At 63.8% G+C, this 12,325-nt stretch carries 10 protein-coding genes and 1 riboswitch; of the genes, 7 read left to right on the top strand and 3 right to left on the bottom strand.

The annotated features are described in order from the left end of the window. Positions 1–59 precede the first annotated feature (59 nt). Entirely contained in the window at positions 60–197 is a 138-nt protein-coding gene (locus tag BGI01S_RS04055; protein WP_042322465.1) for an entericidin A/B family lipoprotein, read from the top strand. A 322-nt stretch (positions 198–519) separates the two neighbouring features. On the opposite strand, the gene BGI01S_RS04050 is transcribed toward BGI01S_RS04055, so the two are convergent. Further along, on the bottom strand, positions 520–1,314 hold the full coding sequence (locus tag BGI01S_RS04050) for a DUF4397 domain-containing protein (protein WP_042322463.1): 795 nt from the start codon (positions 1,312–1,314) through the stop codon (positions 520–522). Between the two features lie 361 nt (positions 1,315–1,675). Here BGI01S_RS04050 and BGI01S_RS04045 point away from each other — a divergent pair, with 361 nt between their 5' ends. Then, positions 1,676–3,733, top strand: a complete 2,058-nt coding sequence (locus BGI01S_RS04045; protein ID WP_042322461.1) for an NADPH-dependent 2,4-dienoyl-CoA reductase — start codon at positions 1,676–1,678, stop codon at positions 3,731–3,733. A 112-nt stretch (positions 3,734–3,845) separates the two neighbouring features. Here BGI01S_RS04045 and BGI01S_RS04040 read toward each other — a convergent pair whose 3' ends face one another. Both BGI01S_RS04040 and BGI01S_RS04035 read right to left on the bottom strand, forming a co-directional pair. After that, on the bottom strand, positions 3,846–4,775 hold the full coding sequence (locus BGI01S_RS04040; protein ID WP_042322458.1) for an EamA family transporter: 930 nt from the start codon (positions 4,773–4,775) through the stop codon (positions 3,846–3,848). A gap of 371 nt (positions 4,776–5,146) precedes the next feature. Next, positions 5,147–5,605, bottom strand: a complete 459-nt coding sequence (locus tag BGI01S_RS04035; protein ID WP_042322456.1) for a hypothetical protein — start codon at positions 5,603–5,605, stop codon at positions 5,147–5,149. Between the two features lie 559 nt (positions 5,606–6,164). Between BGI01S_RS04035 and BGI01S_RS04030 the strand changes: the two genes are divergently transcribed. The 5 genes from BGI01S_RS04030 (at position 6,165) to BGI01S_RS04010 (ending at position 12,050) form a co-directional block, all read left to right on the top strand. After that, positions 6,165–6,575 (top strand): GreA/GreB family elongation factor, encoded by a 411-nt coding sequence (locus tag BGI01S_RS04030; RefSeq protein WP_042322454.1) that lies wholly within the window; start codon positions 6,165–6,167, stop codon positions 6,573–6,575. Between the two features lie 128 nt (positions 6,576–6,703). Beyond that, positions 6,704–6,822: riboswitch (TPP riboswitch) on the top strand. Positions 6,823–6,907: 85 nt separating this feature from the next. Then, positions 6,908–8,839, top strand: a complete 1,932-nt coding sequence (thiC, locus tag BGI01S_RS04025) for a phosphomethylpyrimidine synthase ThiC (RefSeq protein ID WP_042322453.1) — start codon at positions 6,908–6,910, stop codon at positions 8,837–8,839. Positions 8,840–9,128: 289 nt separating this feature from the next. Next, positions 9,129–9,341: a glycine zipper 2TM domain-containing protein gene (locus tag BGI01S_RS04020; protein ID WP_042322451.1), complete on the top strand. Its 213-nt coding sequence runs from the start codon at positions 9,129–9,131 to the stop codon at positions 9,339–9,341. Positions 9,342–9,623: 282 nt separating this feature from the next. Continuing rightward, entirely contained in the window at positions 9,624–10,097 is a 474-nt protein-coding gene (locus BGI01S_RS04015) for a hypothetical protein (protein ID WP_042322449.1), read from the top strand. 354 nt (positions 10,098–10,451) lie between these two features. Further along, positions 10,452–12,050: an L-lactate permease gene (locus tag BGI01S_RS04010; RefSeq protein ID WP_042322447.1), complete on the top strand. Its 1,599-nt coding sequence runs from the start codon at positions 10,452–10,454 to the stop codon at positions 12,048–12,050. Positions 12,051–12,325 lie beyond the last annotated feature (275 nt).

The raw sequence follows: 12,325 nt of genomic DNA, 5'->3' as shown, positions 1-12,325 counted from the left end.
TAGCGCGTGCCACGCAATACGGCACGTCAACCGACGCATTTTCGACAAGGAGAACTTCCATGGCCCGACTGATCGCTTTGCTTCTCATTGCTGGCTCGGCCGCATCGCTCTCCGCCTGCAACACGGTGGCCGGCGCAGGCGAGGATATTTCGAAGGGCGGCAACGCCATCTCGAACTCGGCTGAAAAGGCCAAGTAAGCTGGTGATGCACGAGTAGCCTAAGGGCGGCGCCTTCGTGGCGCCGCGTCATGCGGCGATTCGACGAGCCTGTCACGGGGAACCGTGGCGGGCTTTTTTTGCGGGCTTTTAGTGGGTCTTCCTGCGGACATGCCAGCCGCTCGAGAACACATAGGCGTCCGAACAAAAAACAAAACCGCTAAAACAAAACGGCGACCCACTCTCGTGGATCGCCGCTCCGTCCTCCCCAGGACTTGTCGTTATTTTCTGCGCCTGTCGCGCCGGCGGCACGTCATCGATGCGTGCCTGACCGAACGCGTGGCCAGTTCACCTGCTCCCCCGCTTACTCACCCGTCAGCGTATTCGACAACTCGATGCTCGGCGTGGTCGTGTTGCCGTTCTGCGCAATCAGCAGATGGATCTGACCCGGCAGCAGCTGGCTCAGCACGCCGCCGATCGGCACCGACGTCACCAGCCAGTCGGCATTGTTCCCCAGCGAGAACGACTGCGACTGGAAGATCGGCGTCTTGCTGCCGGCCGCGGTTGCGATCAGCACGTAATCGCCGCCCGACACGTAGATCGAGTCCTGGCCGCTCGCCGGCACCGCGTTCTTGAACGCGACGCCCGGCATCGTCGGCGAGACGTTGGCGATATTGGTGGCGCTGGCCTGAACCAGATACAGGTCGAGGTTGGTCGCGTTCGCCGATGCGTTGAAGCCGCGCACGCGAGCGCTATTGGACAGCAGACCCTTGTCGAACGGATCGTCGATCAGGCCGATGTCCGGTGCGGCGAGACCCGGCAACGCTAGCACCGTGTACTCGTGGCCCTTCGCGACGTTCGGGAAGTTGCCGCTCGCGAGCGCGGTCGTCGTGCCGGTCGCCGCATAACCGACGTTGGTCGAGCCCGTGTTGATATTGGTGAAGTTCGTCACGCCCTTGTACGAGATGTTCGTCTGCCCGGACGGTGCGGAGCCGTTCACGAGGAAGTCGACGGCCGGGCCGCTCGGAATCGCGTGAATGAAGTGGATCTGCGGATTGGTCAGTCCGAGTTCCTTGCCTACGTCATCGGAGCCGCCGCCGCAAGCGCTCAGAACGGATGCAACGGCAACGACGGCCGCCATGGTTCGGATCATTTTCATTGTGTTCACCTATATCGATGTTGGGCTCTCGACCCATTGATCTACGGGCGTCCCGCTTCGGACATCGCGCCGCCTGAAACCGTGTTCGTCGATTGTTTGAACGGTCCCGGGCGGCTCTCCGAAACAGGCACCCCCTCCTATCCCTGCCGCACATCGCGCCTGCTTTTTCTGTCGGCGCGGTCCGTGTCGATGGACGATCGCATTGAGCAATGCGTGTGCCGCGCTCGGCGATATGGCTTACGACGGCTGATAAATGTCTTACGGAGCAATGGTTTGCGAGGATTAGAATTTTTCCTCGGCGGGTTGGCCCGAGGTGCGGTGTATCGTGCGAACGCCTCCAATACTTACACGGTCCCTCCCCATGTCTTACCAGCACTTACTCGCCGAACTGGATCTCGGGTTCACCCGCTTGCGCAACCGCGTGGTGATGGGTTCGATGCACACCGGCATGGAGGATCGCTTCTGGAACTACCCGAAGCTCGCCGCCTATTTCCGCGAGCGCGCGAAAGGCGGCGTGGGCCTGATCGTCACCGGCGGCATCTCGCCGAATCGTCAGGGCTGGTTGCTGCCGTTCGGCGGCACGCTGAACTCCGTGTTCGATCTGCGCAATCATCGGCTGCTGACGGACGCGGTGCACGCCGAAGGCGGCAAGATCGCGCTGCAGATCCTGCATGCGGGCCGCTATGGGTATCAGCCGTTCGTCGTATCCGCGTCCGCAATCCGGTCGCCGATCTCGAAGTTCAAGCCGCGTGCGTTGAGCATCGCCGGGATTGCGAAGACCGTGCGCGACTATGCGCGTTGTGCGCGGCTCGCTCAGCGCGCCGGTTATGACGGCGTCGAGATCATGGGCAGCGAAGGCTATCTGCTGAACCAGTTCCTGTGCCCCCGCACCAATCGGCGCACCGACCGCTACGGCGGCAGTATCGAGAACCGCATGCGGCTCGCGCGCGAGATCGTCGAGCGGGTACGGGCGGTGTGCGGCGAACGTTTCATCGTCGTGTACCGGCTCTCGCTGATCGATCTGGTGGAAGGCGGTAACACGTGGGATGAAACCGTGCAGGTCGCGCAAGCGCTCGAAGCGGCCGGCGTGACGATGTTCAACACGGGAATCGGCTGGCACGAAGCGCGCGTGCCGACCATCGTGACCTCGGTGCCGCGCGCGGCGTTCGCCGAGTTGAGCGGGCGCTTGAAGCGCGCGGTCAACGTGCCGGTGATCGTGTCGAACCGCATCAATACGCCCGAGGTCGCGGAGGCCCTGCTCGCCGAGGGCGCCGGCGATCTGGTGTCGATGGCGAGACCGCTGCTCGCCGATCCCGAGTTCGTGCTGAAGACCGCCGAGGGCCGCGCGCACGAGATCAACACGTGCATCGCGTGCAACCAGGCCTGCCTCGATCACACCTTCAGGAACCAGCGCGCGAGTTGCCTCGTGAATCCGCGCGCGGGACGCGAGACCGAGCTGGTCTACCGGCCAGTCACGGACGCCCGCGCCGCGCGTTCGATCGCGGTGGTCGGCGCAGGCCCGGCGGGTTTGTCGGCGGCGACGGTGGCGGCCGCGCGCGGGCATCGCGTGACGCTGTTCGATGCGAGCGCGACGATCGGCGGGCAGTTCAATCTGGCGATGCGCGTGCCGGGCAAGGAAGAGTTCAGCGAGACGATCCGCTACTTTCAGAGTCAGTTGCAACGCCACCAGGTTGACGTGCGGCTCGGCACGCGCGTCGATCCCGCGCTGCTCGCCGCCGCGGCTTACGACGACGTGATCGTCGCCACCGGCATCGTGCCGCGCAAGCCATCGATAGCGGGCATCGACGGACCGAACGTGCTGTCGTATGTGGACGTGCTGCGCGGCGCGCCGGTCGGGCGCCGCGTCGCGGTGATCGGCGCGGGCGGGATCGGCTTCGACGTCAGCGAGTTTCTGCTGCATCGCGCGGGCGACCCGCTGCCGATGCCGCGCGATGCGTGGCTCGACGAATGGGGCGTCGATCTCGCGGTGCGCGAACGCGGCGGACTGAAGGCGCCGGCCACGCCGCAACCCGCGCGACAGATCTGGCTATTGCAGCGCAAGGCCGGCAAGCTCGGCATGGGGCTCGGCAAGACGTCGGGCTGGGTGCATCGCGCGACGCTGGCGAGGAACGACGTGACGATGCTCGGCGGTGTGTCGTATCGGGAGATTGGCGAGCGTGGTCTGAAGATCGAGCGCGAAGGCGTCGAGGAGTGGCTCGACGTGGAGACGATCGTCGTGTGCGCCGGGCAGGAATCGTTGCGCGATCTGCTGCCGCAGACGGATGCGGCCGCGACGGCGAGCGGCGAGGGTCAGCGCGGCGGCCCGCGTTATCACGTGATCGGCGGCGCCAGGGTCGCGAGCGAGCTGGATGCGAAACGCGCGATCCGCGAAGGCGCGGAAGTGGCGGCGGCGCTTTGAAGGCGGCGGGCGCGTCGGGTCGGAGGTTGAGCGTCGGCTGGAGGAAGCCCAATCCCAATGTGATCTAACCACTCCGACCTGAGCCCCCGCCCCAGGCGAAAAGCGCAACAACTCAAGCCAGCCCCTTCTTCCTGTAATCGAACCAGAAAGACAGCCCGACGCTCGCGAGAATCACGATGGTCGCGATCACCGTCGAGCGCGTGACCGGCTCGCCCAGCAGCAGCGCGCCGAGCGCCACCGCGACCACGGGATTCACGTACATGCAGCTACTCGCGATGATCGGGCTCGTATGCCGGATCAGAAAACCATACGCGACGTACGCGGCCATTGTCCCGATCAGCATCAGATAGATGAACGCCAGCATCGGCAGGACATGCACGTCGAGCATCCGTTCGCCGGAGGCCCACGCGACCATCGTCGACATCGCGCCGCCCAGGCCGATCTGCAACGCGGTCGACAGAAACAGGTCCGACGGCAGCTTCAGACGCCCGGCCAGATGCGCGCCGCCGGCCCAGAACAGCGCGCCGCACAGAATCGCCAGGCTGCCGCCCGCCGAGCCCGGCGCACTGTCGCCGTGACTCAGGATCGCGATGCCGACCAGACCCAGCCCTACCGCGAACCACTCGCCCCGGCCGATCTTGCGGCCCGCGACGGCGGCGATCACCGTCGCGAACAGCGGCACGGTCGCGACCATCACGGCCGCGGTACCGGTGCCGACCGTGCGCATGCCGTAGGCCAGCATACCGCTCGACAGGCCCACCAGCATCGTGCCGACGAGTCCGGCATTGCGAACCTCGGCGGCGCTCGGCCAGACCGGTTTGCGACGCACCGCGAAGACGAACAGGCCTAGGCCGGCAAACAGGTTGCGCAGTCCGGAGAGCAGCAGCGGTGGAAACGAGCCGAGCGCGACGTGCACGGCGAGATACGTCGAGCCCCACACGAGATAGACGACGGCAAGCGCGAGCGCGATCTGGCCGCTGTGCGACTGCGGCAAACGGATCGGCAAACCACGCGGGAAAAAGGTGGAGCGTTGCAGCGACATGCGTTCAACCCGCCCATGCCGCTCGAGGTAATGCGCCTCCGCTGTAGACCCGGTGACGGGATGGCGGACACCGCATCGGCGATGCGGTCTGGCGGGCGAGGCTGGCGGACATGTCGGTGGAACGGAAGGGCGATAGATGACCAAAGGGCCACAAGGCCGTGGCAGCCGGGAGAAATCGGGCCACGGCGAACACGCGCCAAGGTTGCGGCGCGCATCGCATTATGCAGTAAGCGCCCACCGCGTCGAGGGGGAGAATCGTAACTTTTCGGCGTACTTGCAACAGAAAAAGTGGGGGACGTATCGCCGCTTTTTTGGCGCTGGCTTCGCGAGGTCCCCGCCATAGCGCGCCTACGAAACCTCGGGGCGCGAACTCATTCGTAGCTCACGACAACCGTCACGCGCGTATCCGGCGTGTCCGCCCGCGCGGGCGACACCGACAACACGCCGCCGTTGCGGCCGACCTGGTAGTGTCCATTACGGGCCGTGGCGGGACGCCCGCCGTTATCGACGAAACGCGCCGCCACGAGATTGCGCGGCGGCACGCCGTCATTGACTTGCAACGAGACATCCGCACCGGCCGCCACGCCCGGCGGCGCATCGAAAGTCAGCGTCAGAGCCGGCTCCATCCGCCGCGCTTGCGCACCCGCGGTTGCGACCGGCAGCCCGGCTGACGTCACGCCCGTAGTCATGCGCAATTGCGGCGCGACGATCGCTCCTGAGAACGAGATCGTCCCACCCGCTGCCGCCCACGCCATCAACGGCGTTGCCAGCGATACCATCGCACCTGCTATCGCACCGAGTGTCCGCAACCGTAATGTGTTCTTTTCCATGCGCACTCTCCCGAGACCCGATTCGCTTTTTTATCGCTCATGCGAGCCGGTGTTCCATCGCCACGCCCGGCGGCAGTCTTTGCCACCCGCCAGGCCTCATCACGGAACCCTTTACAACCCGCACAACCATTAACGACATTTTTGCGATAGGCTTGAGGACATAACAAGCGCCACGGCGCCGCATGTTGCACAACTGCAAAGGCGCCGCAAATCGAAAAAGAGACGCGCAGCCGCGTGCTAACATTCACCTTTCGATTGCGTCGCTTCCTGCTTTCAGGCAACGCCCTCTCCACTTTCTTCCGACACCTGCCGGCCACTTCGATGCGCTTCCCGACTTCCCGTGCCCTCATCCGTTTGCGCCCGCGCCGCGCAACCGGTGACGCGCGCGCGGAGTTCGCGCCGCATCCGGCCGCCGAGCCGTCCCGAACGCTCCCGCTTCCTGCCGCCCGGCGCCCGATCTAACGCTGCCCGCTCCATTGCCTGGGCCGCGTCGTCGGGCTCCGGGCCGATCTCATCGCACGCTGTTCCCTTATATGCAGATCGAATTGGAGTACCCGTCATGAAAAAGACGAAGCCCTGTTACCTGACCGAACTCGACGTCGCCCGTCTCGAGAAGCATGCGTCCGCGCCCGGCGCGGATGCGAAGCTGCAAGACATGCTCGACGACGTCCTGGAGCGCGCGGTGATCGTCGACTCGCGCGAGATTCCGGCCAACGTGGTGACGATGAATTCGCAAGCCACACTGATCGACGAAGGCAGCGGCGAGCAGATGACGTGGACCGTCGTCTATCCGCCCGACGCGGACTTCGCGCAGGGGCGCCTCAACGTGTTCTCGCCCGCCGGTCTCGCGCTGCTCGGCGCGAAGCGCGGCGAGCGTATCCGCTTCACGCCGCCAAGCGGCACGGAGAAGGTGTTGAAGCTCGACAAGATCCTCTATCAGCCCGAAGCCGCCGACGATTTCTCGCGCTAAATCACGCGCCGGCTCCTTGCCGGCAAGTCCGCCCCCATCAGCAAAAGACACCGCGCATCGGGCCCCGGTCCGCGACTCGACCCGTGGAACGGGTTGCCAAGCAGCGGCCTGGCGGTGTATCGTGTGCGCTGCTAACGCGGGGGTCCTGCGTCGCACGGAGGTTGGAGGTCCGTGCCGCGCGGGTGAGAAATACCCTTTGAACCTGATCTGGATAATGCCAGCGCAGGGAAGCGTACGGATTTCGCACCCAGTTCCACCGCATCACCTCTCGCGATCTCCGACTACTTCCGTCTCGTCTCCTGCTTAGCCCCCCACTTTGCTTTGGAGACACAATGAACGCCAATCCCAAATTCATTTCCGCCGATGCCCACGTCGACGAAGCCGCCGTCGCGCCGCTGCCGAATTCGCGCAAGGTCTACGTGACCGGTTCGCGTCCCGACATCCGTGTGCCGATGCGCGAGATCTCGCAGGCCGATACGCCTGACAGCTTCGGCGGCGAAAAGAATCCGCCGGTCTATGTCTACGATACGTCGGGCCCGTACTCCGATCCGGATGCGAAGATCGACATCCGCGCTGGTCTGCCGGCGCTGCGTCAGGCGTGGATCGAAGAGCGCGGCGACACCGAAGCGCTGACTGGCCTGTCGAGCGACTTCAGCCGCGAACGCGCGGCCGACACCGCCACCGCCGACCTGCGTTTCAAAGGCCTGCATCGCACGCCGCGTCGCGCGATCGCCGGCAAGAACGTGTCGCAGATGCACTACGCGAAGCAAGGCATCATCACGCCGGAGATGGAGTACATCGCGATTCGCGAGAACCAGCGTCGCGCCGAGTATCTGGAGAGCCTGAAGACGAGCGGTCCGAACGGCGAAAAGCTCGCCGCGATGATGGGCCGTCAGCACCCGGGGCAGGCGTTCGGCGCAAGCGCATTCGGTCCGAATGGGCTCACGGCAATCACGCCGGAGTTCGTGCGCGAGGAAGTGGCGCGCGGCCGCGCGATCATCCCGAACAACATCAATCACCCGGAAAGCGAGCCGATGATCATCGGCCGCAATTTCCTCGTGAAGGTCAATGCGAACATCGGCAACTCGGCGGTGACGTCGTCCATCGGCGAGGAAGTCGACAAGATGACGTGGGCGATCCGCTGGGGCGGCGACACGGTGATGGATCTGTCGACCGGCAAGCACATTCACGAAACGCGCGAGTGGATCATCCGCAACAGCCCGGTGCCGATCGGCACGGTGCCGATCTATCAGGCGCTCGAAAAGGTCAACGGCAAGGCTGAGGACCTGACCTGGGAAATCTTCCGCGACACGCTGATCGAACAGGCCGAGCAAGGCGTCGACTACTTCACGATCCACGCTGGCGTGCGTCTGCAATATGTGCCGCTCACCGCCAAGCGGATGACCGGCATCGTGTCGCGCGGCGGCTCGATCATGGCGAAGTGGTGCCTCGCGCATCACAAGGAAAGCTTCCTGTACGAGCATTTCGAAGACATCTGCGAAATCATGAAGGCATATGACGTGGCCTTCTCGCTCGGCGATGGCCTGCGTCCGGGCTCGATCTACGATGCGAACGACGAAGCGCAGCTCGGCGAACTGAAGACGCTCGGCGAACTCACGCAGATCGCGTGGAAGCACGACGTGCAGACGATGATCGAAGGCCCTGGCCACGTGCCGATGCAGTTGATCAAGGAGAACATGGACCTGCAACTGGAATGGTGCGACGAAGCGCCGTTCTACACGCTTGGACCGCTCACCACGGACATCGCGCCCGGCTACGACCACATCACGTCGGGCATCGGCGCGGCGATGATCGGCTGGTTCGGCACGGCGATGCTCTGCTACGTGACGCCGAAGGAACACCTGGGTCTCCCGAACAAGGACGACGTCAAGACCGGCATCATCACGTACAAGCTCGCCGCGCACGCTGCCGATCTGGCGAAGGGTCATCCGGGCGCGCAGGTGCGTGACAATGCCCTGAGCAAGGCGCGCTTCGAATTCCGCTGGGAAGATCAGTTCAATCTCGGCCTCGACCCGGACAAGGCGCGCGAATTCCATGACGAAACGCTGCCGAAGGATTCGGCAAAGGTCGCGCATTTCTGTTCGATGTGCGGCCCGCACTTCTGCTCGATGAAGATCACGCAGGACGTGCGCGAGTTCGCGGCGCAGCAAGGCGTCACCGACGACGAAGCGTTGAAGAAAGGCATGGAAGTGAAGTCGATCGAGTTCATGAAGAAAGGCGCGGAGATCTATCAGCGGCAGTAAGGCAGGACGTGCGGATCGGCTCGCTTATTGCCGCCAGCCGATTCATCACAAACACGCATCGCAGCGTCGAAGCCCGCCACTGGCGGGCTTTTTCATTGACGCGCAGCGGGCACGCCGCGTGCTAACGAAAGGCAACCGAGGCGAAACATTTGATTACGAAGCCGTCAGTCCGCTGACAAGCGCACACATCTGGATACGGGACGCGCGGCTAAGATCAAATGCATGGACGGGGTGTTATGTCCCATCTCGATGATCACTTTCCACAATTAAACCAACCGGAGTCAGCATCATGAAATCGATCCGTCAAATCGGTACGCTCGCTGCCATCGTTGCACTCGTTGCGAGCCTTTCCGCGTGCGAAGGCATGAGCCGTCAAGGTCGCGATACGGCCATCGGCGCGGGGCTTGGCGGCGCCGCGGGCGCGGCGATCGGGGGCAACGCATTGTCGACGATCGGCGGTGCGGCGGCCGGCGGCATTATCGGTAATCAGGTCGGTAAGTGAGCGGCGTGATGTTGCTGTGATGCGTTGCTAATCGATGTCGATGTGAACGCGTGAGTCGCGTGCGGATTGAACCGATTCCTTCAATCCGCCGCGCTCTCCCTGGACAGGACGAACAGACGAATAGCGTCTTCTCGAACGGTTCGATTCGAGCGTCAAATGACGCATTGCAATGACATGCAATAAACCGTTACGGTTTTGCAATCGTGTTCGCGCTGCGGGAGCGTAAGCTCAAGAAGTCGTCACGCCGTCGATGGCGGCGGACGGTTCAACCAGGAGCGCGTCATGAAGTCCCGCGTCATCACCCCTTTCCGCGCGCTCGACCTCTGGCCGCCGCGCGCATTTCCTCGGATGTTCCGCGGAGGCGTCGCACTGGGCGGCACGCTCTGCATGCTGACGTTATCGGGGTGCTATTACCCATACGGTTACTATCCGTCCGGCTATTACCCTGCCTACTATTCGACGTACGCAACGGCCCCCGCGACAGCCGTGCAGCAGGACGTCCCCGTGGGTCAGACCGATCCCGCCGATGCGCAGCAACGCGCACAGCAGCAAGCGCAAGTCGCGCAACAACCGGTTTATCCGGTCGCGGCTCCGCCCGTCTATGTGGCGCCGGCTTATCCCGCCTACTACCCGCCTCCTGTCTATCCCGCCTACCCCGCTTATTACGGTTATCCCGGCTTCTACGGGCCGTCTGTGTCGATCGGCATTGGCGGGTATTGGGGAGGCGGAGGATGGGGACATCATCACGGGCATTGAACGCCTGCCACTTGCCCGCTTTCCTACCTATCGCTTCACGATAAAGCGGGCACACGGCCGCCCATTCGCGCAATCGCGCCGACGCGCCGACGCGCATTCACTTCGCGTCGCGCAGAGTGGTCTCCTGATCATGCGAAACACAACCCCGGCGTTTCGTCACGTCTTTCATCGCGCCGGTAGTTTCCCTTCTTGACGTCCCCGCGCACGGTTCTATGCTTCGGAAGGCCATACAGCGTCTGTTTAATAAGCCACGCGGTTCGTCTCTTACGTTCCGCCTACGCTCGTCCGTCCTGCTTCCGCGACGCGTCCCGCCTGTGTGATTCCGCGTCGAGCCGAACCCCTCAAGGAGACGTGATGTTTCATCAACTACTCACCCCGGTCGGTAATTCGCTATTGCCTTCGTTTCTCGTCGCCGTATTGCCGATCATCGTCGTGCTGCTTCTGCTCGGCTGGGCGCGCAGACCGGCGTGGCAGGCGTCGCTCGCGGGGCTGATCGCCGGCCTGATCGTCGCGGTCCTCGTCTGGCAGTTTCCGGTTGGGCTGGCCTTGAACTCAGTGTTCGCCGGCGCGGTGTTCGCATGCTGGCCGGTCATGTGGATCGTGTTCACCGCGATCCTGCTGTACAACATCGCGCAACGCTCAGGGCGCTTCGCGGCCTTCCGCATGTGGATGATCGACAACCTGCCGAACGACCGGCGCGTCGTGCTGGTCGTGGTCGGCTTTTCATTCGGCGCATTGCTCGAAGGGATTTCCGGCTTCGGCACGCCGGTCGCGATCACCAGTTCGCTGCTGATCATGCTCGGCTTTCCGACGCTCGAAGCGCTCACCTTCACGCTGATCTTCAACACCGCGCCGGTCGCGTTCGGCGCGCTCGGGGTACCGATCACCGTGCTCGGCGCGGTCACGCATCTGCCGTCCGATCTGCTCGCGAAGATGGTCGGACGCCAGTTGCCGTTCTTCGCATTCCTGCTGCCCTTTTACGTGATCGGCGTGTATGCGGGCTTTCGCAACATGCTGCGCGTGTGGCCGGTGCTGCTGGTGTCGGGCGCGAGCTTCGCGTTGACGCAGTTCATCGCGTCGAACTATGTGAACTACAGCCTGACCGACGTGCTGTCGTCGATGGTGTCGCTGATTCTGACGATCGCTTTCCTGCGCATCTGGAAACCCGCCGCCGATCCGAAGTTCGCGGTCAACATCGACCGCGTCGGCGAAGTGCGCGGCAAGATCGGCGGCGGCCAGGGATGGTATCCGTGGATCATCGTGTCGGTGGTGGTGATTGTGTGGACCGTCGCCAGGGTCTTCACGATCGGCGACGTCAAGGTGCCGTGGCCGGGCCTCGACAAGGCCGTGTTCATCACGCTGTACAACACGCCGTATGCGGCGGTATGGGACTTCCAGCCGCTCGCGACCGGCACCGCGATTCTGGTCGCGGCGCTGATCACGACATTCGTGGTCGGCCTGAGCGCGCGCGAGTTCGGCAAGGCGATCGCCGACACCTGGGTGCAGACGCGCATCGCCATCCTGACGGTAGCGACCATCGTCGGGCTCGCGTATCTGATGAACTATTCGGGGCTCACCTATACGCTCGGTCTCGGCGTCGCGTCGGTGGGGCCGTTCTTTCCACTGGTCTCGGCGTTTCTCGGCTGGGTCGCGGTGTTCCTGTCCGGCAGCGATACGTCGGGCAACGCGCTGTTCGGCAACCTGCAGGTGGTCGCGGCCAATCAGTTGAATCTGAGTCCGGTACTGATGGCGGCGACCAACTCGTCGGGCGGCGTGATGGGCAAGATGATCTCGCCGCAGAACATCTCGACCGGCGTGGCGACCACCGAACTCAAAGGCAAGGAAGGCGTGGTGTTCGCGAAGACCTTCAAGCATTCGATCCTGTTGACGGTGCTGCTCGGCGTGCTGGTTTGGGCGCAGCAGAACTTCTTGCAGTGGATGATTCCGCATTGATGCGCTGAGTCGCACGGGTGGGCTGTGTTCGACAGGCTTGCTCTGCTTTCCGGAGTGATGGGAAGCAGAGCGCGTCGCCGCAAAATAATTCACGCTTTTTAACCGCGTCCCAATCCGGCGAAGCCATGCCCAGCCGGCCCCGATCGCCGCATCGCAATTTTTCTCACAACAGCGTGAGAATTGCTCGTTTTGCGCCCGCCGCCGCAAACGCTTACGATCACAGGCACCGGACGCCTCGATCTCCCGAAACTTGCCGTTTCATTCCAGCCTGAAAC

It is taken from the genome of Paraburkholderia ginsengisoli NBRC 100965, from assembly GCF_000739735.1.
Classification (GTDB): Bacteria; Pseudomonadota; Gammaproteobacteria; order Burkholderiales; family Burkholderiaceae; genus Paraburkholderia; species Paraburkholderia ginsengisoli.
Note: the sequence above shows the minus strand (reverse complement) of the source record. Positions and strands in the feature narration are given on the sequence as shown.